The following is a 21,174-nucleotide window of genomic DNA, read 5'->3' on the forward strand; positions in this document are numbered from 1 at the left end:
CATGGAGCTCGATCCCCACGAGATGACACCCGTCATCAACCGCATCAAGCGCGCCCGCGGCCAGCTCGACGGCGTCCTGCGGATGCTCGAGGAGGGCCGCGAGTGCGAGGACGTCGTCACCCAGCTCGCCGCCGTGTCGAAGGCGCTCGACCGCGCCGGCTTCGCGATCGTGGCGACCGGCCTGCAGCAGTGCCTGGCCTCCGGCGACGGCCTCGACGGCATGGACGTGAAGAAGATGGAGAAGCTGTTCCTCTCCCTCGCGTGAGCGGGCCGCGGAACATCCGCCCGGTCACCGTCGTTGGGGTGACATGGCCACCACCACGCTGACCTCCGACACCTTCGAGCAGACCGTCGTCGAGAACGACATCGTGCTGGTCGACTTCTGGGCCTCCTGGTGTGGGCCGTGCCGTCAGTTCGCGCCGGTGTTCGAGGCGGCGGCCGAGCAGCACCAGGACGTCGTGTTCGGCAAGGTCGACACGGAGGCCGAGCAGTCGCTCGCGGCGGCCGCGCAGATCACCTCGATCCCGACGCTGATGGCGTTCCGCGACGGCATCCTCGTCTTCGCCCAGCCCGGCGCGCTGCCGGCGCAGGCGCTCGAGCAGGTGATCACCGCGGTCAAGGACCTCGACATGGACGACGTACGCCGCCAGCTGGCCGAGCAGCAGGACGGCGACACCACCCAGGGTTAGTGACCGCTAACCTGGGGCGGTGACGCAGACCGAGCAGACCAGCCGCCGCGACCAGATCCTCGCGACCGCGGCCGAGCTGTTCGCCGCCCGCGGGTTCCACGGCGTCTCGGTGGTCGACATCGGCGCCGCGTGCGGGATCTCCGGTCCCGCGCTCTACAAGCACTTCGCGTCGAAGCAGGCGGTGCTCGCCGAGATGCTGGTCTCGATCAGCGAGGAGCTGCTCCGCGTCGGCACCGAGCGCGCCCAGCAGGCCGACCCGCTCGCCGCGCTGGTCGAGTGGCACGTCGACTTCGCGCTGCGGCACCGGCCGCTGATCGTCGTCCAGGACCGCGACTGGGAGTCGCTCCCGGCCGAGGCGCGCGAGCGGGTGCGCACGCTCCAGCGGGAGTACGTCGACCTGTGGGCCACCCAGCTGCGCGCCGCCGACCCGCGCCTCGACCTCCCGACCGCGCGGGCCATGGCGCACGCGGCGTTCGGGCTGATCAACTCCACCCCGCACAGCGCCCTGCTGCCGGATGCGGAGATGCGCGAGGTGCTCACGTCGATGGCGCTGGGGGCCCTGGGAGCCCTGCGTCCGCGGCGTCGCTGAGCAGCCGCGCCGCGTAGAGCGCCGCCTCGACCGCGGCGTCGAGGTCGACCTCCGTCTCATCGGGGTCCCCTGCGGGCTCGGCGCGCGCGTGCAGCCTCCCGAGCAGCTCGTCGCGCGGCAGCCCCCGCAGCTGGAGCAGCACGAACGGGTCGGCCTCCAGCAGCCAGGTGAGCTGGTGCAGCACCGCGAGCGCGTGCGTGCACGGGTCGGCCCAGTGGTCGCACGTGCAGGTCGACGAGAGCTCGGCGCCGTACGGCAGCAGCTCGACGCCGGCCTCCTCGGCGTGCTCGACCAGCGAGAACGGCAGGTCGCCGGCCAGCAGCGCCGCGATCCGGCCCGACTCGGCCGCGACCGCCTCGACGAGCGCGGAGACCGCGCCGTCGTCGAGGACCGGGATGCCGCCGGCGACCGTCCACAGCCCACGCCGGTCCTCGACCGAGGCGACGAACCGCCCCGGCTCGGTCGCGATCTGGCCGACGTGGCCGCCGCGGGCGAGCGCCCGGGAGGCGACCAGGTCGGCGTCGGCGTACGCCGCCTCCTCGATCGCTCGCACCCATGCCTTGCCCCACCACGTCGTGGCCCGGGCCGTCGAGCGGCGCGGCGCGAGGCGGGGGTGCACGACCGACGTCACGGGTCGTTCCGCAGGCTGACGAAGTCGCGGAGCTCCTCGTTGCTGAGCTCGGTCAGCGCCGCCTCGCCGTTGGCCAGGACGGCGTCGGCCAGCGCCCGCTTGCGCGCGAGCAGCTCGGCGATCTTCTCCTCGACCGTGCCGCGCGTGATCATCCGGTGCACCTGCACCGGCTTGGTCTGCCCGATCCGGTAGGCGCGGTCGGTCGCCTGCTCCTCGACGGCCGGGTTCCACCACCGGTCGACGTGCACGACGTGGTCGGCGCGGGTGAGGTTGAGGCCGGTGCCGCCCGCCTTCAGCGACAGCAGGAACACCGGCGCCTCGCCGGCCTGGAAGCGGCGCACCATCGCCTCCCGCTCGCGCACGGGCGTCCCGCCGTGCAGCAGCTGGTGGGGTACGCCGGAGCGCTCGAGGTGCGCCTCGAGCAGCCGCGCCATCGCGACGTACTGGGTGAACACCAGCACGGCGCCGTCCTCGGCGAGGACCGTGCCGACCAGCTCGTCGAGCAGGTCGACCTTCTCGGAGCGGCCGGTCAGCCTGGTCGCGGACTGCTTGAGGAAGTGCGCCGGGTGGTTGCAGATCTGCTTGAGCCCGGTGAGCAGCATGAGCACGAGCCCGCGCCGGGCGTCCTCGTCGGCCCGCTCGATGCGCTCCATCGTGTCGCGCACGAACGACTCGTAGAGCACCACCTGCTCGCGCGTCAGCCGCAGGGGGTGGTCGGTCTCGGTCTTGGGCGGCAGCTCCGGCGCGATGCCGGGGTCGGACTTGCGGCGGCGCAGCAGGAACGGGCCGATCAGGTCGGCGAACTGGCGCGCCTTCGCGGGCTCGAGTCCCGACTCGATCGGCGCGGCCCACGCCCGGCGGAACGCGTTGCGGCTGCCGAGCAGGCCCGGGGTCGTCCAGTCGAGGATCGCCCACAGCTCGGTGAGGTCGTTCTCGACCGGCGTGCCCGTCAGCGCCACCCGGGCCGCACTCGGGATCGAGCGCAGCGCCCGCGCGGTCGACGTACGCGGGTTCTTCACGTGCTGCGCCTCGTCGGCGACCACGAGGTCCCACCGCACGGCCGCGAGCGTCTCGGCGTCCTTGCGCATGGTGCCGTACGTCGTCAGCACGAACCCGTCGCCCGCGGCGGACACGTCGCGGGCGCTGCCGTGGAACCGCACGACCGGCACTCCCGGGGCGAACCGGCGGATCTCGTCCTCCCAGTTCCCGAGCAGGCTGGCCGGGCAGACCACGAGCGTGGGTCCCTGCGCACGGTGCAGGTGGAGGGCGATCAGCGTGATGGTCTTGCCGAGGCCCATGTCGTCGGCGAGGCAGGCACCCAGCCCCAGGTCGGTCATCTCGGCCAGCCAGGTCAGCCCGTGCCGCTGGTAGTCGCGCAGCGTCGCCTGCAGTCCCGCCGGGGGCTCGACCGGGTCGCGGGTGGCGGCGTTCCGCAGCCGCTCGCGCACCGCGAGCAACGAGGCCCCGACGATCACCTGCTCCTCGACGTCGGCGACCTGGACGGTGCCGGTGAGCGCCGCGGCGACCGCCTCGGCCGGTTGCACCGTGCGCACCAGGCGCTTCTTGGCCTTGCGTGCGATCGACGGGTCGACCACCGTCCAGTTGCCGCGCAGCCGCAGCAGCGGAGCCGCCGAGCGGGCGAGCTGGTCCATCTCCTCGGCGGTCAGCGGGTCGCCGTGCACGGCGATCTGCCAGTTGAAGGCGAACAGCGCCTCGGTGCCGAGCACCGGCTCGTTCAGCGGCCCCTCGCGGGGTCCGGGGTCCGCGCGGTCGAGCACCGCGGTCGCGGTGAGGTCACGGCCCAGGCTCCTGGGCCACAGCACGTCGACGCCGGCCGAGCGCAGCGCGCCCACCCCCTCGTCGAGGAGGCTCACCAGCTCGTCGGAGTCCAGCGTGATCTCGTCGGGCACCCGCAGCTCGAGCAGCCGGTCGAGCACGGGCCACGCGTCGGCGGCGGTGCGCAGCGCGATCGTGGCGTGCGTGCGCGCCCGGTCGCCGAAGCCGTGCTCCTCGGGGGTGTCGGTCCACAGCAGCGCGAGGTCGCAGAGGTGGAGCGGGTTCTGCTCGTCGTGGGCCTGCGGCACCAGGCGTACGGCGCCCGCGACGAGCTCCTCCTCGTCGGCCTCGACCCGCAGCGAGATCGTGACCAGCTGGGGGAGGTCGCGTGGGTCGTGGCGCTGGTGCCGCGCCAGCCGGGCCTGGAGGCGCTGCTCGAACGTCGGGGCGCTGCTGCGGTGCACCGGCCGCGCGGTCGTGGTCGGGGCGCCGCGCGGCATCGCGTCGGCGATCGCGTCGACCAGGTCGCGGACCAGGCGCTCGTCGTCCGGGCGGCCGCTCGCGAGCCTGGCGATGCGGTCCTCGTCGTCGCGGTCCAGCCCGGCGGCCGCCCAGTGGTTGCCGGCGGGCGCGAACTTCCCGGCCGCGACGATCCGCATGCCGAGCAGCGCGGCCCCGGAGAGCAGGCTGACCGTCGGGTGCAGGTCGTCGCGGGTGCGGGCCTTGGTCAGCACCGGCAGCGCGGCGCGGATCGGCAGGGCGACGGTGCGGCGCTCGTCGGTGAACTCGACGACCCCGTCTCGCGGCGGCTCCGCGGCCCGGAAGGTCGCGGGGCCGGTGACGGGGACGAAGCTCACGCACTGAACGTAGCGGGGGCCACCCTCCGTGCCCGAGCGGCCACATCGGCATCGCTGCAGAACCCGCTCATCCGGCGCTTGAGGCACAGCAGCCCGACCAGGCGGCCCTCCCGGTCGACGACCGCGCGGCGCCGGTCACCGCTGGCGACCAGCACCCGGCGCATCACCTCGGCGTTCACCGAGGGCGGGACCGTGCGGCCCTCCATCGACGAGTACACGAGCGCCAGGTCGGCGTCGCTGTCGGTCTCGGCGATGTCGGACCGCACCAGCGTGCCGAGCAGGAAGCCGTTCGCGGTCAGCAGCAGCATGTGCATGTGGTCGTCGGCGAACTCAGCGCGCGCCTCGGCGACCGTGGTGGTCAGGGGCAGGGTCTTGGGCAGCCGGACGACGTTGTCGGCGACCTTTCCGGTGAGCATGCGGAAATCCTGCGCGGTCGGGTGCCGTGCTGATCAGGGGCGAAGGTCCCCCACCTCGATGACCCCGTGCGCGCCACGCTCGGCGTCGACCATGACGTGCGACACGAACGGGTAGTGCCCGGGCTGGTCCAGCTCGAGCTCCACGAACCCGCCCTGCGCCGGCATCAGCGCGAGCGCCTGCGCACCACCCTCACCGTCGCGCAGCAGATACGCGCCCTCGGCGTACGTCGTCGAGAACTGCCCGCCCACGACGTGGAAGCTCGTGGCCCGGTTCGGTCCGGCGTCGAGCACCCAGATCCGCAGCCGGTCGCCGGCGGCCACCTGGAGCGGGTCGGCGTCGTACTGGTTGGGGTAGCCGTTGAACACCACGGCGTCCGGCTGCTCAGCGGCGATCTCGTCGGGATCGACGGTCTCCGGTCCGCGGTACTGCTCGCTCTGGACGAGCAGGTAGCTGTGGTCGACCGGAGCCAGGTCGCGCGGCTCGATCACGACCGCGCCGAACATGCCGTTGGCGATGTGGACCGACATCGGCATCGTCGAGCAGTGGTACATCCACACCCCGGCGCGCTCAGCCGTGAAGCGGTACGTCAAGGACTGCCCGGGCTCCAGGGTGCGCATCGGCCGGTCGGGCGCGAGCGCGCCGGCGTGGAAGTCGATCGAGTGCCCGATCGTCCCGTCGTTGACCAGCGTGACGACGAACCGGTCGCCGACGCGGCCGTGCAGCACGGGTCCGGGCGCCTGGCCGTTGTAGGTCCACAACCGCTGGGTGACCCCGGGAGCGACCTCGCGGTCGACCTCGCCGACGGTCAGCGTCACCCGGCGGGTCTGCGGCCCGTCCCCGGTCAGCGGTGGCAGCTCGGCATCGGCCGCCTCGTGGTCGACGGGCGGCTCGGTCATGTGCTCGGTCATCTGGTCGTGGTGGTGGCCGGGCTCGGTCACGTTGACCCGCAGGGTCATGCCCATCTGCCGGTGGCCGACCAGCGAGCACCAGCCGTCGAGCGCGCGGCCCACGACGCCGACGTCGATGCTGGTCTCCTCGCCCGGCGACAGCCGGCCGGAGTCCGCGCCGGTCTCGAGCACCAGGTCGTGGATCTGGTTGTCGGTGTTGACGACCTCGATGACCAGCCGGTCGCCGGCGGGCACGTCGACCTCGGACGGGACGAAGCGCATGTCGGCGGCCTCGACGCGGACCGTCGTCGTGTGCCCGGTCGGCGTGGCCCCGGCGGCGGCCGAGACCACGTCACCGGTGCTGAGCGCGCCGGGGTCGACCGCGACTCCCGCGGCGACCACGAGCAGGACCGCCGAGGCGCCCGCCACGGCGGAGCCCAGGGCGGCACCCCGGCTGCGGCCGGCGAGGGACGGCCCGTCGCCGGTACGACGGGCCCGGTGCGAGGCGCGGATCGCCAGGACGAGCAGCGGCAGCTCGACCGCGAGCGCGAGCAGCACCAGCAGGGAGCAGCCGACCAGGACCGCGCTCGGCGCGGGCAGCAGGCAGACCAGCAGGCCGAGGTTCACCGCCACGACCCGGAACGCTCCGGCCCGGTCGAGGACCTCGCCGGCCGCGCGCACCGCCGTACCCCCACCGCCGAGCGCGGACGGGATCAGGTAGCCCATCGCGCCGAGGAGGACCTGGGCGGCGAAGCCGACGGCCAGGAACGGGACCAGCGCGGCGAGGTCTCCGCCCGGCGTCGCCAGGATCACCCCCCAGGCGATCAGGCAGCCGACCAGCCACAGCAGCCCCGCACCGAGCGACCAGGCGGGGTGGCTGGTCGGAGGCTTGCGGCGCGCGGCCTCGAGGAGGGGCGCGCCGAGCAGGACGACGCCGCCGACGTACACCGCGACCCCCGCGGCCGCGGCCAGGCGGAGGCCGAGCAGGCTGCCGCCGGCGGTCACGAGCACGCCGGCGAGCAGGACCGGGAGCGCGCGGCGCAGGGCCGCGTCCGAGCCGGCGCCGAGCCGGGTGCGCAGCATGGTCGGCCAGAGGGTGACGACCGTGCCGGCGACCGTGAGGCCCACCCAGCCGAGCAGGTTCACCGCGACGTGCGCGAGCAGCACCTGCTCGTGCCAGGGATCCGGGAGACCGCGGGCGAGGAGGACCCCGAGCGTCGCGCCGACGGGGAGCAGCGCCGCGGCGGCGACGTAGTAGCGGACCACGCCCGAGAACCGCGCGGGCAGCGCCCGGTGGAGCTGGCCGGCGAGCCGGGAGGCGTGCCACAGGACGGCGACCGCGACCGCGGTCGCGCCGGCCAGCGTCACCGGCCAGGCCGCCGTCTGGGTGCCCACCATGACCGCGAGGGCGCCGAGGTCGAGGAGCGCGAGCAGCGCCGGCCGCTGGGGCGACGGGACGTGCAGCAGGGCGTCGGTGAAGTGCTGGCTCCACACGACGATCGAGTGGGTGACGGCGCCGAGGAGCAGCAGGTGGAGCAGCAGCCACCGCGGCTCGGGGATCCACGGGTGCGCGAACGCCACGACCGGGATCGCGACCAGCCAGACCAGCGCCGGCAGGTCGCGCCACGGCGAGAATCCGCGCTTCATCCGCGGGTCCCGGCGAGACCGAGGAAGCCGAGCACGGCCACGATGTTGAGCACGGCACCGACCTGCCAGGCATGCGGTACGTCGAGCCCGTCGCCGAGCCAGATCCGCACGAGCAACGAGGCGTGCAGCAGGGCGACCGGGGCGTACAGCACCGGGCCGTAGCGCAGCTGGCGGCCGGTCACCGCCGGCAGGATGACCGGGGCGTGCGCCATCACCATCGACAGCGTGAAGCCGAGGAACACGGCGTGCACGACGGCGTCGTAGCGCGCCCCGTCGGTGACCGGGCCGGACAGCAGCCAGGTCGCGGCCGCGACGCCCGCCCACGCGTAGCCGGCGAGCATGCAGGCCGCCATGTACCGGGGAAGGCCGGTCGACCGCACCGTGTGGCGAGCGACGTCGTGCCGCGCCAGCCAGCCGACGAGCACGGCCAGGGTCGCGCCGAACAGCACCGACCCGGCCCGGGGTGCCAGGAGCGCAGCGACGACGGCGCCACCGACAGCGGTCGAGAGCAGCACGAGGACCGGGCCGGCCATTGGCCCCATCGCCAGCCGCGCGAGCTCGAGGCGCTCACCCGCGATGGTGAGCACCACGAACGCCACCAGCCACGGCAGCAGCGTGGGGACCTCGACCCCGCTGGCCCACAGCACCGCCGCGCCCGTGGCGAGGACCGCGCCGAGCGCCTGGACCAGCACGGCCTCGTCCTGCTGACGGCGCCAGAGGGGGACGTACACCGCCACCAGGGCGAGGGCGCCCGCCGCCAGGAGGACCTGCCCGACCCGCAGGGGTGCCGGGGAGATCGTGAGCACCGCACCGGCCCCGAGGAGCGCCGGCGCCGCCAGTCCCCACCCCCGACCGAGAGCGACGGCGCGCTCGAGCGCGATCAGGGTCCCGACGAAGCCGAGCACCAGCAGCACGCCGTGGACCTGCGGCAGCCGCTCGGTGTCGACCGGCGCGGGCAGGTCGAGCAGCAGCAGCGCGGCGTCGAGGCCGGCGAGCAGGGACAGGCCGGCCGGCACGACGAGCAGCGGCCGCCAGGTGGCGGGTCGCGGCGGCGCGGCGACGGTCATGGCCGGCCCAGCCGCAGCAGGCAGGCGCCGGGCTCGACGAACGGCAGCAGCTCGAGCCCGTCGGTCGGGGCGTCGTACCGCTCGAGGGCACCCTGGGCGATGCCGAGGTGGACCGAGCAGACGACGTCGGGCTCCTGGTGCGCGGCCTCGAGCAGCGGGCACCGGGTCAGGCGCAGCTCCCGCACGTCCGCGTCCGCCTCGGGCGCGAAGCCCATGTTCTCGAAGATCTCGGCGACGCCGCGCCGCGCTCCCTCGTGCCCCTCGACCGGCCCCTCGACTGGCCCCTCGACTGGCCCTGCCTCGGCGGCGAGGCGGCGGCCCCAGTCCGCGCCGGCGCGACGCGCCTCGGCGGCGGGCTCGGGGCTGGTGCGGACGATGACGGTGGCCAGCGCGGCGGCCAGCGCGGCGTACTCCGGCCGCGGGTCCTCGTGGCTCGACGGCGTGGCCTCGTAGAGCCAGCGCGGGCGGCCCCGGCCCGAGGACGGCGCCTTGGTGCGCCGTACGAGGCCGCTGATGCGCAGCCCCTCGAGGTGCTCGCGCACGGTGTTGTCGTGCAGCCCGGTGGTCTTCACCAGCGCCGGCAGGCTGGTCGGCTCGGGCTGCGCCTGCAGCGTCTCCAGCAGAGCCGCCCGGGTCGGTGAGAGCCGGCGGCCGCTGGGGGTCCGGGCCGGACGTGGCCCACGTCTCCCGGCGTCGTTATTTTCCACGGAATAGATTGTGCCAAAATAACCGGACCCGGTCACCCCGATCGGGTGTGACGTAGGAGACGAGATGACGACCGGACCCGACCTGGGCCTCACCGAGACCGGCGGCTGCGGCTGCCACGAGGCGGACACCGCGCTGCCCGAGCTCGACGCGCGGGCGATCCCGCACGCGATCCGACACGCGACGATCAAGGGCGCGCTCGGCTCCCTGGCTCCCGGCGCGGGGATGGTGCTGGTCGCGCCGCACGACCCCGTCCCGCTGCTGCAGCAGGTCGAGGCAGAGGCACCGGGCCGCTACGCCGTCGAGTACCTCGCCCGCGGGCCGGAGGCCTGGAGGCTCGCCTTCGTGCGCAGCTGAGACCGCTCCGGGGAGTCCTGGCCGGGGCCACCCTCGAGGACGTCCTCCCCCGGGCCGCCCCGGAGCACGTCGTCGCCCCGGCCGCCGCGCAGCACGTCGTCACCGGCCCGGCCGCGCAGCACGTCGTCCCCGCCACCGCCGCAGATGACGTCGTCGCCGGAGGTGCCCACGAGCACGTCGGCGCCCGGCGTTCCGGTGATGGTGCACCGACCGGCGGGCTGGACCCTGATCCGGACCGTCACGGTGTTCGAGGTCGCGGTGCCGTCGTCGGCGCGGTAGGCGAACGCGTCCCGGCCGGAGTAGCCGGCCGACGGCCGGTAGCGGAACGTGCCGTCGGCGTTCAGGGTCAGCGTGCCGTGCTCGGCGTCGCGCACCAGCACCACCGTCAGCGCGTCGCCGTCCGGGTCGGTGTCGTTGGCGAGCACGCTGGTCGCACCGCCGGCGAGGACCGCGATCGCGTCGCCCGCGGCCGCGGTCGCCCGGTCGGCGACGCCGACCGGTGCGCTGTTGCGCGGGGTGACCGTGATCGTCACCGTCACGGCCCCGGAGCTCAGGGTGCCGTCGCTCGCGCGGTAGGTGAAGGAGTCCGTGGTGCTCTCGCTGCCGTCGTGGACGTAGCGGAACGTGCCGTCCGGGCCGAGCGTCAGGGTGCCGTGCTGGACGTCGCTCACCAGGACGGCCATCAAGGCGTAGCCGTCGGGGTCGCGGTCGTTGGCGAGCACGCTGGTCGCGCCGCCGGCGAGCACGGTGACCGTGCCCCCCTCGACCACCGTCGCGGCGTCCGGCACGGCCACGGGAACAGCGTCGGTCGGGGTCGCCGGGGTCACGGCGATCGAGACGGTCGCGGTGGAGGTCACGATGCCGTCTGACGCCTCGTAGTCGAAGGAGTCCGGGCCGGAGTAGCCCGGGTCCGGGGTGTAGGTGAACGTCCCCAGGGCGCCGAGGACCACGGTGCCGTGCGCCGGCGGTGCCGCCAGGTGTGTGGTCAGGACGCCGTTCTCTGCGTCGCTGTCGTTGGCGAGCACGCTCGTCGCGCCACCGTCGAGCGTGGACGTGGTGCCGTCCTGGACAACCGTCAGGCTGTCGTCCACCGCCACCGGGGCGTCGTTCACGGGGGTGACGGTGATGGTGACCGTTGCGGTGTTCGAGCTCACGGTGCCGTCGTTGGCGCGGTAGGTGAACGAGTCCGTCGTGGTCTCGCTGCCGTTGTGGGTGTAGCTGAACGTCCCGTTGGCGTTCAGGGTCAGGCTGCCGTGCGTGGGACCGGTCACCAGCACCGCGGTCAGGACGTCGTTCTCGGCGTCAGTGTCGTTGGCGAGCACGCTGGTCGCGCCGCCGGTCAGCGTGGTCGCCGTACCGCCCTCGAGCAGGGTCAGGCTGTTCGACTGCGCAGTCGGGGCGTCGTTCACCTGCGTCACGGTGATCGTGACCGTCGCCGTGTTCGAGCTCGTGGTGCCGTCGTCCGCCTGGTAGGTGAACGAGTCCGTCGTGGTCTCGCTGCCGTCGTGGGTGTAGCTGAACGTCCCGTTGGAGTTCAGGGTCAGGGTGCCGTTCGAGGGACCGGTCACCAGCACCGCCGACAGCACGGCACCGTCGGGATCGGTGTCGTTGGCAAGCACGCTGGTCGCGCCGCCGGTCAGCGTGGTTGCGGTGCCACCCTCCGCCACCGTCAGCCCGTCGTCGACACCGACCGGGGCGCCGTCGTCGACGGGGGTCACGGTGATCGTGACCGTCGTGGGGCCCGAGTTCACGGTGCCGTCGTTGGCGCGGTAGGTGAACGAGTCCGTCGTGGTCTCGCTGCCGTTGTGGGTGTAGCTGAACGTCCCGTTGGCGTTCAGGGTCAGGCTGCCGTGCGCCGGGCCACTCACCAGCACCGCGGTCAGGACGTCGTTCTCGGCGTCGCTGTCGTTGGCGAGCACGCTGGTCGCGCCGCCGGTCAGCGTGGTCGCCGTACCGCCCTCGAGCACGGACAGGCTGTTCGACTGCGCAGTCGGGGCGTCGTTCACCTGCGTCACGGTGATCGTGACCGTCGCCGTGTTCGAGCTCGTGGTCCCGTCGTCCGCCTGGTAGGTGAACGAGTCCGTCGTGGTCTCGCTGCCGTCGTGGGTGTAGCTGAACGTCCCGTCGGGGTCCAGGACCAGGGTGCCGTTCGAGGGACCGGTCACCAGCACCGCCGACAGCACGGCACCGTCGGGATCGGTGTCGTTGGCAAGCACGCTGGTCGCGCCGCCGGTCAACGTGGTCGCGGTGCCACCCTCCGCCACCGTCAGCCCGTCGCCGACACCGACCGGGGCGCCGTCGTCGACGGGGGTCACGGTGATCGTGACCGTCGTGGGGCCCGAGTTCACGGTGCCGTCGTTGGCGCGGTAGGTGAACGAGTCCGTCGTGGTCTCGCTGCCGTTGTGGGTGTAGCTGAACGTCCCGTTGGCGTTCAGGGTCAGGCTGCCGTGCGCCGGGCCACTCACCAGCACCGCGGTCAGGACGTTGAGCTCGACGTCGGTGTCGTTGGCGAGCACGCTGGTCGCACCGCCCTGCAACGTGGTCGCCGTGCCGCCCTCGCTCACCTCGATGGCGTCGGCGAACGCGATCGGGGCGTCGTTGACCGGGATGACGGTGATCGTGACGGTGGCGACGTTCGAGCTCGACGTACCGTCGTCCGCGCGGTAGGAGAACGAGTCGAACCCGGTGTCGCTGCCATCGTGCGTGTAGCTGAACGTGCCGTCGGAGTTCAGGACCAAGGTGCCGCGCGCAGGACCGCTCACCAGCACCGCGGTCAGGAAGAGGTCCTCGTCGTCGGTGTCGTTGGCGAGCACGCTGCTCCCGGAGCTGGCCAGCAGGGTCGCCGTGCCTCCCTCCGACACCGTGACGGAGTCGCCCTGGGCGATCGGTGCGGCGCCGGAGGCCGAGGCCGGGGCGACGGGCCCGACTCCCACCACGGCGAGCGACACGACCGCGACGACGAGCAGAGGGAGGCCGGTACGGCGAAGGAGCGAGCGGGGGACAGTGAGGGCAGCCGACGAGCGCACCGGACGAGCCTGCCGTGCTCGGGGTACCGCGCGCCGGAGAATGCCAGAAATCAAGACGAGACTCGTCGGCTACCCGCCGCGGCCTAGGCTCGGTCCATGAGCATCCTCTCCACGCCGATCGCGCGGCTCGACGGCACGCCGACCACCCTGGGCGAGCTGACCGGCGGGAAGCCGGCGCTCCTGGTCAACGTGGCCAGCAAGTGCGGGCTCACCCCGCAGTACGCCGGCCTCGAGGCGCTGCAGGAGCGCTACGCCGAGCGCGGGTTCACCGTCGTCGGGCTGCCCTGCAACCAGTTCATGGGACAGGAGCCGGGCTCGCCGGAGGAGATCGCGGAGTTCTGCTCGGCGACGTACGGCGTGACGTTCCCGATGACCGAGAAGATCGACGTGAACGGCGACGACCGGCACGCCATCTACAGCGGCCTGGTCGACACCCCCAACGAGGCCGGCGTCGCCGGCGACGTCACGTGGAACTTCGAGAAGTTCGTCATCGACGGCGATGGCGTCGTGGTCGCGCGGTTCTCTCCCCGCGTGGAGCCGCAGGACTCGGCCGTCATCGAGGTCATCGAGGACGCTCTGGCGTGACCGCCGGTCCTCCCTGCCGACAGGTCGGCGGGCCGAGGACCAGCCGAAGATTGCACTCCGGTGGTGACCGAGCCCACGTCCACCGGAGGCGAAAGTCGGATGACCCTGCCGATGGGTCCACCTAGCCTCGTCCGGTGAGCACGGAGACCCAGGTTCCTTCCCCCTCCCCCGCCCCGTCCGACAAGCTCGACAAGCGCGTCGTCGCCGTGGCCGGCGTCGTCGTCCTCGGCGCGATCATGTCGATCCTCGACATCACGGTCGTGACGGTCGCGATGCAGACCTTCCAGCAGGAGTTCGACGCGACGCCCGCGCAGGTCGCGTGGACGATGACGGGCTACACGCTGGCCCTGGCCGCGGTGATCCCACTGACCGGCTGGGCGGCGGACCGGTTCGGCACGAAGCGCCTCTACCTGCTGGCGATCGTGCTGTTCGCGGCCGGCTCCGCGCTGTGCGCGCTGGCGACCACGCTGCCGATGCTGGTCGCGTTCCGCGTCGTCCAGGGCCTCGGCGGCGGCATGCTGATGCCGCTCGGCATGACGATCCTGACCCGCGCCGCCGGCCCCGAGCGGGTCGGCCGCGTGATGGCGATCATGGGCATCCCGATGCTGCTCGGCCCGATCTTCGGCCCGATCCTCGGCGGCTGGCTGATCGACACCGCCAGCTGGCACTGGATCTTCCTCATCAACGTCCCGATCGGCGTCGCCGCGATCACCTACGCCGCGATCGTGCTGCCGAAGGACCACGTCGAGCCGTCGGAGTCCTTCGACTGGTTGGGCATGGTGCTGCTCTCCCCCGGTCTCGCGCTCTTCCTGTACGGCGTCTCGACGATCCCCGAGACCGGCACCCTGTTCGCGACCAAGGTCCTGGGCCCGGCGGCCGTCGGCACCGTGCTGATCGTCGCGTTCGTGCCGTGGGCGCTCAGCGCCCGCAACCGGCACCCGCTCGTCGACCTGCGGCTGTTCCAGAACCGGAACATGACGGTCGCCATCGTCGCCATGTCGCTGTTCGCGATGTCGTTCTTCGGCGCCGGTCTGCTGTTCCCGCAGTACTTCCAGCTGGTCCGCGGCGAGGACGCCATGGACGCCGGCCTGCTGCTCGCGCCGCAGGGCATCGGCGCGATGATCACGATGCCGATCGCAGGCGTGCTCGCCGACCGGATCGGTCCCGGCAAGATCGTCATCACCAGCATCCTCGTGATCACCGCCGGCATGGCGATGTTCGCGACGCTGACCGACACCACGTCGTACACGTTCCTGCTGACCGCGCTGTTCATCATGGGCCTCGGCATGGGCGGCACGATGATGCCGATCATGTCGGCGGCGCTGGCGACCCTGCGCGAGCACACGATCGCCCGTGGCTCGACGCTGATGAACATGATCCAGCAGGTCGCGGCCTCGATCGGCACCGCCGTCTTCACCGTGCTGCTCACCAACGGCCTCGAGGACGCCGCCCCGACGCCGGCCGGCATGGCCGATGCTTTCGGCGGCGTGTTCGTCGTCGCGACCGTGCTGGTGGCGCTGGTGCTCGTCCCGGCGTTCTTCCTGCCCCGCAAGAAGATCGAGCACCACGTCGACCCCGCGGTGCTCGTCGGGCACTGATCCCTAGAGCTGCACGCGCCCGGTGATCGGCGGCAGGTCCGCGAGCGTCACGATGCCGGGCGGGGCGGCGACGACGTACGGCACCGCGTTGGTCACCGGCATCGCGGTGTAGATCATGCCGAGGTCCATGAAGCCCTCGGTCCAGTCCTTCGGCGGCAGGCAGTGCAGCACCGTGCGCATGTTCGGCACGCCGAACACCTGGATGACGTGGCCGTGCTGGAGCGGCTTGGGCGGCACCGTGTGCTCGCCCATGGTCCAGGTGAAGCCGACGCTGACGACGTTGCGGTCGCCGACCCAGCCACGGTGGTAGCCCATCACGCCGCCGACCGTGCCGGCCGGGATCGTCATGAAGCCGAGGTCGCTGTCGCCGGTGGCGGCGGTGAACTCGACGTCGAACGTCATCCGGTCGAGGGTCACGCCCATCGCGTCGGCCATCATCGCGGCGGACTCGGCGAAGACCTCGCTCTCGCGGCGCACGCTCTCGGCGAGCCCGGGGGTGTCCGGCGGCTGCGAGAAGCCCATCGCGGTCTGGGTCTCGGCGCTCTCGTACGTCGAGCAGTCGACGGACTCGGTGATCCGGATCTCGTCGACGCGCTCGCAGGAGCCGCTGAGCGCCATGCCGACCATGTTGGTCATGCCCGGGTGGGCGCCGCTGCCGAAGATCGAGGTGCCGCCGCGCTCGCAGGCCTTGCGGATCCGCTCGAGGTCCTCGGGTGACTGCTTGCCGCCGGTGATCCACGCGGCGCTCGAGCAGACGTTGACCCCCGACTCGAGCAGCGCGCACAGCTCGTCGATGCTCGGCCACAGCGGGTTGTAGCAGCAGGCGTCCGCGCCCAGCGCCAGCAAGGCGTTGATGTCGTCGGTCGCCAGCACCCCGGTGGGCTCCGGCCACCCGCACAGCTCGGCGGCGTCGACCCCGACCTTCGCGGCGCCGTGGGCGAACACGCCCACCAGCTCCATGTCGGGACGGCCGAGGATCGCGTGCAGCGACCGCCGTCCGATGTTGCCGGTCGTCCACTGGATCACGCGGAGGGGTCGGTCCATGGAGCGCAGACTAGAACGTGTTCTATACATCCGGCCAGCCCCGTCGCGTGATGATCGGGGCATGCATCCGCTCGGCCGACGCGGCGTCCTCCTCGGCGGGGTGGCCGGCGCGCTCGCCTCGTGCGGTACGACGCCGGTCCCGCGGGCCGACGCACCCCGCGTGGTCGTGGTCGGCGCCGGGCTCGCCGGGCTGACGGCGGCGTACCGCCTGCACCGGCGCACCGGCTGGCGCGTCGAGGTCCACGAGGCACGCGATCGCGTGGGCGGCCGGGCCTACACGGTCCGCGACCTCCCCGGCGGGCGCCGCTGCGAGGCCGGCGGGTCGTTCATCAGCACCGGCGACCGCGCGATCCGTGACCTCGCCCGCGAGCTGCGCGTCCCGCTGGTCGACCTCGATCAGACCTGGCCCGCCGGCGCGACGACGTACCGCTTCGGCGGCCGGGCGCTCGGCCGGGAGGAGGTCTTCCGCGGTCGCGCCGCGACCTGGCGCGAGGCTGCGCGGCAGGTTCGCGAGGTGGACCCGGCCCGCCTGGACCGGATGAGCATCGCCGCGTGGATCGACCGGTACGTCGACGTGCGGGCGCCGGCGTTCGCCGACTTCCTGCGGGTCTACTTCGAGAGCGACCACACCGCACCCATCGACGAGGCGAGCGCGCTGATGGCGGTCCTCGACCTGGGCACCGAGGGCCGCAGCTACGACGAGCGCTACGTCGTCGACGGCGGCACCGACCGGCTCGCCACCACGCTGGCGGACCGGCTGCCGGAGGGGTCGATCCGCCTCGGCTCCCCGCTGCTGGCGCTGGAGCGCCGCGGGCGCGGCTACCGGCTGGACCTCGCGGACGGCGCCGTCGTCGCCGACGTGGTCGTGCTCGCGCTGCCGTTCTCCGCGCTCGCCCACGTCGACCTGTCGCGCGCAGGCTTCTCCCCGCGCAAGCGGCGCGCGATCCGCTCGCTCGGGATGGGCGTCGGCATGAAGGTCAACCTGCTGCTCGACCCGCCGGGCAGCGGCGAGTCGGTCACCGACCTGACGTCCGGCTGGACCTGGCCGGACGGCGACCTGACCGTGTGCCTGACCGGCGCCCGGGCGATGCCCGACGTCACCGGCGCTCCGGTGCGCGGCCTCGCGCCGGAGCCGCTGGCCGACACCTACCTCGACGCGCTCGACACGGCCGTGCCCGGCTCGCGCGCGGCGTACGGCGGGTTCATGCGCGTCGACCGCTGGGTCGACGACCCGTGGTCACGGGGGACGTACTCCTACTACCGGGTCGGCACGATGACCGACGTCGCCGGGGTCGAGATCAGGCCCGAGGGTGCGGCGTTCTTCGCCGGCGAGCACACCGCGACGTTCCACAACCGCGCGACGCTGAACGGCGCGGTGTGGTCCGGCGAGCGCGTGGCGCGGGCGGTCGAGGCGCACCTGGCCTAGAACCCGATGTCCTCGGTGATCTCGACGACCACCTCGCCCTCGACGACACCCGGCCGGATCACCAGGCACAGGTCCTGGCCGTCGACGCTCTTCTGCCACCCGCAGAACAGCGGCTCGGGGCCGGGGCGCCACCCCCACGTCTGCGCCAGGCGGCCGAGCTCGGCGAGCTTCTCGGGGCGGGTGGACCGGTCGGTGATCCGCCAGGACCGCTCGACCTCAGCCGGGGACTCGATCCCCAGCGGGGTGCTGACGTCCTGGCGGTGGTCGTGCTCGAGCTCGAGCCCCGGCAGCTCCTCCGACGCCATCGGGTCGGCCTGCATCGCGTCGTACAGCGGCGTGGGGCGCTCGCGCACCAGGAGAAGGACGGCCAGCCAGACGAGCACGGTCACCAGGATCACGACGAGCACGATCAGCCGGAGCCGGCGGTTCTGGGTCACGTGGCGACGCTAGGCCGGGCGGTCACCGCGTCACATGAGTACGGATACCCGGTCTCAGGCGATGATCAGCTCGCCGCGGTCCGGAGCGCCGGCGCCGACCAGCCGGTCGCGCAGCGCGATCAGCTCGGCGACCTCGGTGATGAACCGGGTCGTGCTCTCCCCGACCTGGACGTCGTCGAAGTAGTAGTGCCGCATGGCGACCCGGGCCAGGTGGTGCTCGTCGTGCTCGAGCCGGCTCGTGACCAGCGCCGCCAGGTCGACGACGTCCACCTCGTCGATGACGTCGGCGCAGCGGCTGACCGGCACCTCCTGGCGGAGCCGGTCGGCGTCGTGGTGCCGGTCGGTGATGAAGATCGGCCGCTCGGTGCGCAGGTAGAGCCAGTCCAGCCCGACCGAGGAGACGTCGGTGATCATCGCGTCGCAGTCCGGCAGCACGGCCAGGATGTCGCCGCTGGTGATCGCCCGGTGGCCGGCCTCGGGGTCGCGCCGCGCGGCGTCGGCGAGGATCGCGAGGATCGCCTGGTGCGCCCCGCTGACCGCGGGGTTCGGGCTCGTGGTGACCTTCGGGTGCGGCTTGTAGACCGCGCGCACGTCGGGGACGGCCAGCACGGCCTGGATGATCTCGATCCCGACGGTGTCGACGGAGGTGTAGTCGTTGTACTCCGCGTCGCCCTCCCAGGTCGGCGCGTACAGGACCGTACGCCGCTCGCTGGGCTCGAGCAGCGCCGGCGGACTGAGGTCGAGCTGCGGGCGTCCGATCCGGACCAGCCGGCTGGTGTCGAACTCGAGCAGTCCGGCCTCGTGGCGCTGGACCGCGGCCTCGCCGGCGACGAAGACCCGGTCGTAGGCCTTGGCGTTGTTGCTCGCCATGCTCTGCTTGTCGCTCTCGCCGTGGTTGATGTGGACGTGCAGCTTGCGGCCGTCCAGCAGCGACTGGAAGTTCAGCATCGAGTTGTTGCAGTACAGCACGACCGCGGCCTCGTGCCCGGCGTACAGCTCGGTCAGGTCGCGGAACGTCGGCGCCAGGAGAAGCGGCAGGTGGGTCCGCGAGCGGAGCAGCTCCTCGACCTCGTCGTCGCGCACCACGATGGCCACCGGGTGCTGCTGGTCGAGGAGCTCGAGCACGGGCAGCCACTGGATGAGCTGGTAGCTGCGGGTGGTGTCGTCTGCGAAGTAGGCGAGGACTGCGTGGTTCACTCCCAGATTTTACGGCCCAGGGCCCCGATCCCTTGCATCGGCCGGCCCTCGCGTCAGGACGTCGTGGCCAGCACGAGTGGGCGGACCTCGGCGGCACCCGCGCGGCGCAGCGCGCGCGCCGCCAGGGTGAGGGTCCAGCCGGTGCCGACGCGGTCGTCGACGAGCAGGATCCGCTGCCCGTCCAACGCCTCGTCGAGCTGCAGCGTGAACCGCCGGCCGACGGCCGCGACCCGCTGCGCGGAGTTGGCGGAGCCCTGCTCGGGCGCCACCTCGGGGTCGGCGATCGCCCACCGGCCGACCACCGGGACCCGCAGGAAGCGCGACAGCCCGGAGGCGAGGTCGGCGGTGAGCGTCGGCCGGGTCTGGGACTCGACGACGACGATCGCGTCGACCGGCGGACGCCAGTCGCCGAGCACCTCGATCACGGCGTTCACCAGCGGCAGCGGCACCGTCCCGTCCTCGGTGGCGGGGGCGAACAGCTCGCGCAGCGCCTGGCCGTAGCCGAGGTCGGTGAGCCGGGCGACGGCGCGGCCCTCCTCGGCGCCCTCGGCGATCTTGCCCTTGAGGTCGATGCCGAGGTTCGCCAGCGCCGTCGGCCACATCTTGCGGGGCTCGACGACGACGCCGGGTCGCGACAGCCGGGCGCCGGCCTCCTCGACCGCGGCGGCAGAGACGTCCGCCGAGAGCGCGAGACCGCCGCAGTTGTCGCAGCGGCCGCAGTCCGCGGACTCCCCAGGATCGTGCGAGGTGTCGTCGAGCTGGTCGCGCAGGAAGCGCATCCGGCACCGGTCGGTCGCGATGTAGTCGAGCATCGCCTGCTGCTCGCGCTCGCGCGCCTCGGTGACGCGGCGGTAGCGCTCCTCGTCGTAGACCCACTCCCGCCCGGTCGACTCCCAGCCGCCCTTGACGCGACGTACGGCGCCGTCGACGTCGAGGACCTTGAGCATGGTCTCGAGCCGGTTGCGGTTGAGGTCGACGTAGGTCTCCAAGGTGGCCGTGCTCAGCGGGCGGCCCTCGTCGGCGAGCACCGCGAGCGTCTGGCGGACCTGCTCCTCGCGCGGGAACGCCAGCGAGGCGAAGTACGCCCAGATGTCGCGGTCCTCGATGGCCGGCAGCAGCACCACGGCGGCCTCGTCGGTGCCGCGGCCGGCGCGGCCGACCTGCTGGTAGTAGGCGACCGGCGACGACGGCGCGCCCATGTTCACCACGAAGCCGAGGGTCGCATCGAAGCCCATCCCGAGCGCGCTGGTCGCGACCAGCGCCTTGACCCGGCCGGTGATGAGGTCCTGCTCGAGCGCCTGCCGCTCCGTGGTCTCGGTCTGGCCGGAGTACGCCGCGACCTCGTGGCCGCGCGAGCGCAGGTAGTCGGCGATCTCCTGCGTGGCCGCGACCGTCAGGCAGTAGACGATGCCGGAGCCCGGCTGCTCGGCGAGGTGGTCGGCGAGCCAGGCCAGTCGTTGCTCGGCGGTCTTCAGGCGCACGACGCCCAGCCGGAGCGACTCGCGGTCGAGGGAGCCGCGCAGCACCAGGACGTCCCCCAGGGAACCGGCACTGCCGAGCTGCTCGGCGACGTCCGCGGTCACGCGGGCGTTGGCGGTCGCCGTGGTCGCGAGCACCGGGATGCCGTCGGGCAGGTCGCCGAGGAGGGTGCGGATGCGGCGGTAGTCGGGCCGGAAGTCGTGGCCCCAGTCGGAGATGCAGTGCGCCTCGTCGACGACCAGCAGCCCGCAGGTGGCGGCCAGCCGGGGGAGCACCTCGTCGCGGAAACCGGGGTTGTTGAGCCGCTCCGGGCTGACCAGCAGCACGTCGACGTCACCGTCGAGGATCGCCTGCTGGATGGGCTCCCAGTCCTCGATGTTGGTGGAGTTGATGGTGACCGCGCGGATCCCGGCGCGCTCGGCCGCGGCGATCTGGTTGCGCATCAGGGCGAGCAGCGGCGAGACGATGACGGTCGGGCCGGCACCCTGCTCACGCAGCAGCAGCGTGGCGACGAAGTAGACCGCCGACTTGCCCCACCCGGTGCGCTGCACGACGAGCGCGCGCCGTCGGTCGACGGCCAGCGCCTCGATCGCCGACCACTGGTCCTCGCGCAGCGTCGCGGTGTCGCTGCCGACCAGAGCGCGGAGGTGGGCTTCGGCGCGCTCTCGACTCATGCCGTCTGTCTATCAGCCGCCAGGGACATGGCCCGATCGGGTGGGTATCTAGACCACCGGCGCTGTCTCTTCAACCGTGTCGCGGC

Annotated in this window: 18 protein-coding genes; 7 read left to right on the forward strand and 11 right to left on the reverse strand. The window is 73.0% G+C overall.

Annotated features, from left to right (window positions below; genetic code table 11):
• Window position 1 precedes the first annotated feature (1 nt).
• From ABD875_RS08175 to ABD875_RS08185, 3 genes are read left to right on the forward strand one after another with little or no spacing between them, the layout of a single operon-like run.
• Window positions 2-265, forward strand: coding sequence for a metal-sensitive transcriptional regulator (locus ABD875_RS08175; protein WP_345173173.1), 264 nt, complete (start codon window positions 2-4; stop codon window positions 263-265).
• A 43-nt stretch (window positions 266-308) separates the two neighbouring features.
• Window positions 309-689, forward strand: coding sequence for a thioredoxin (trxA, locus tag ABD875_RS08180; RefSeq protein ID WP_345173176.1), 381 nt, complete (start codon window positions 309-311; stop codon window positions 687-689).
• Between the two features lie 19 nt (window positions 690-708).
• On the forward strand, window positions 709-1,278 hold the full coding sequence (locus ABD875_RS08185; protein WP_345173179.1) for a TetR/AcrR family transcriptional regulator: 570 nt from the start codon (window positions 709-711) through the stop codon (window positions 1,276-1,278).
• Here ABD875_RS08185 and ABD875_RS08190 read toward each other — a convergent pair.
• From ABD875_RS08190 to ABD875_RS08215, 6 genes are read right to left on the reverse strand one after another with little or no spacing between them, the layout of a single operon-like run.
• A complete protein-coding gene (locus ABD875_RS08190; protein WP_345173182.1) occupies window positions 1,226-1,909 on the reverse strand; it encodes an SWIM zinc finger family protein in 684 nt (227 codons plus the stop codon). The genes ABD875_RS08185 and ABD875_RS08190 overlap by 53 nt on opposite strands.
• Window positions 1,906-4,542, reverse strand: a complete 2,637-nt coding sequence (locus ABD875_RS08195; RefSeq protein ID WP_345173185.1) for a DEAD/DEAH box helicase — start codon at window positions 4,540-4,542, stop codon at window positions 1,906-1,908. Before ABD875_RS08195 ends, ABD875_RS08190 begins: the two co-directional genes overlap by 4 nt.
• Window positions 4,539-4,958 (reverse strand): hypothetical protein, encoded by a 420-nt coding sequence (locus tag ABD875_RS08200; RefSeq protein WP_345173188.1) that lies wholly within the window; start codon window positions 4,956-4,958, stop codon window positions 4,539-4,541. Before ABD875_RS08200 ends, ABD875_RS08195 begins: the two co-directional genes overlap by 4 nt.
• 33 nt (window positions 4,959-4,991) lie before the next feature.
• A complete protein-coding gene (locus ABD875_RS08205) occupies window positions 4,992-7,493 on the reverse strand; it encodes a multicopper oxidase domain-containing protein (RefSeq protein ID WP_345173191.1) in 2,502 nt (833 codons plus the stop codon).
• Window positions 7,490-8,560: a hypothetical protein gene (locus ABD875_RS08210; RefSeq protein WP_345173195.1), complete on the reverse strand. Its 1,071-nt coding sequence runs from the start codon at window positions 8,558-8,560 to the stop codon at window positions 7,490-7,492. Before ABD875_RS08210 ends, ABD875_RS08205 begins: the two co-directional genes overlap by 4 nt.
• Window positions 8,557-9,267: a helix-turn-helix transcriptional regulator gene (locus ABD875_RS08215; RefSeq protein WP_345173199.1), complete on the reverse strand. Its 711-nt coding sequence runs from the start codon at window positions 9,265-9,267 to the stop codon at window positions 8,557-8,559. The genes ABD875_RS08210 and ABD875_RS08215 overlap by 4 nt, the downstream gene beginning before the upstream one ends.
• A 64-nt stretch (window positions 9,268-9,331) precedes the next feature.
• On the opposite strand from ABD875_RS08215, the gene ABD875_RS08220 reads away from it, so the two are divergent.
• Window positions 9,332-9,622 carry a DUF2249 domain-containing protein gene (locus tag ABD875_RS08220; RefSeq protein ID WP_345173202.1) on the forward strand — a complete coding sequence of 97 codons (291 nt, stop codon included), beginning with the start codon at window positions 9,332-9,334 and terminating at the stop codon, window positions 9,620-9,622.
• On the opposite strand, the gene ABD875_RS08225 is transcribed toward ABD875_RS08220, so the two are convergent.
• Window positions 9,559-12,648 (reverse strand): Ig-like domain-containing protein, encoded by a 3,090-nt coding sequence (locus ABD875_RS08225; RefSeq protein ID WP_345173205.1) that lies wholly within the window; start codon window positions 12,646-12,648, stop codon window positions 9,559-9,561. The two genes, ABD875_RS08220 and ABD875_RS08225, sit on opposite strands and share 64 nt — an antisense overlap.
• Window positions 12,649-12,744: 96 nt before the next feature.
• On the opposite strand from ABD875_RS08225, the gene ABD875_RS08230 reads away from it, so the two are divergent.
• Both ABD875_RS08230 and ABD875_RS08235 read left to right on the forward strand, forming a co-directional pair.
• A complete protein-coding gene (locus ABD875_RS08230) occupies window positions 12,745-13,233 on the forward strand; it encodes a glutathione peroxidase (protein ID WP_345173207.1) in 489 nt (162 codons plus the stop codon).
• 134 nt (window positions 13,234-13,367) lie between these two features.
• Window positions 13,368-14,831, forward strand: a complete 1,464-nt coding sequence (locus ABD875_RS08235; protein ID WP_345173210.1) for a DHA2 family efflux MFS transporter permease subunit — start codon at window positions 13,368-13,370, stop codon at window positions 14,829-14,831.
• A gap of 3 nt (window positions 14,832-14,834) precedes the next feature.
• On the opposite strand, the gene ABD875_RS08240 is transcribed toward ABD875_RS08235, so the two are convergent.
• Window positions 14,835-15,875 carry an NAD(P)H-dependent amine dehydrogenase family protein gene (locus tag ABD875_RS08240; protein ID WP_345173213.1) on the reverse strand — a complete coding sequence of 347 codons (1,041 nt, stop codon included), beginning with the start codon at window positions 15,873-15,875 and terminating at the stop codon, window positions 14,835-14,837.
• A gap of 61 nt (window positions 15,876-15,936) precedes the next feature.
• Here ABD875_RS08240 and ABD875_RS08245 point away from each other — a divergent pair, with 61 nt between their 5' ends.
• Window positions 15,937-17,301, forward strand: a complete 1,365-nt coding sequence (locus ABD875_RS08245) for a flavin monoamine oxidase family protein (protein ID WP_345173216.1) — start codon at window positions 15,937-15,939, stop codon at window positions 17,299-17,301.
• On the opposite strand, the gene ABD875_RS08250 is transcribed toward ABD875_RS08245, so the two are convergent.
• Genes ABD875_RS08250 through ABD875_RS08260 form a run of 3 tightly spaced genes read right to left on the reverse strand, consistent with a single transcriptional unit; the run spans window position 17,298 to window position 21,088 of the window.
• Complete coding sequence (locus ABD875_RS08250) at window positions 17,298-17,738, reverse strand: hypothetical protein (protein WP_345173218.1); 441 nt, start codon at window positions 17,736-17,738, stop codon at window positions 17,298-17,300. The genes ABD875_RS08245 and ABD875_RS08250 overlap by 4 nt on opposite strands.
• Window positions 17,739-17,792: 54 nt before the next feature.
• Window positions 17,793-18,935 (reverse strand): CDP-glycerol glycerophosphotransferase family protein, encoded by a 1,143-nt coding sequence (locus tag ABD875_RS08255; RefSeq protein ID WP_345173221.1) that lies wholly within the window; start codon window positions 18,933-18,935, stop codon window positions 17,793-17,795.
• 53 nt (window positions 18,936-18,988) lie between these two features.
• Window positions 18,989-21,088, reverse strand: coding sequence for a RecQ family ATP-dependent DNA helicase (locus ABD875_RS08260; RefSeq protein ID WP_345173224.1), 2,100 nt, complete (start codon window positions 21,086-21,088; stop codon window positions 18,989-18,991).
• Window positions 21,089-21,174: the final 86 nt, after the last annotated feature.

The sequence above is a fragment of the Nocardioides caricicola genome, from assembly GCF_039541135.1.
Classification (GTDB): Bacteria; Actinomycetota; Actinomycetes; order Propionibacteriales; family Nocardioidaceae; genus Nocardioides; species Nocardioides caricicola.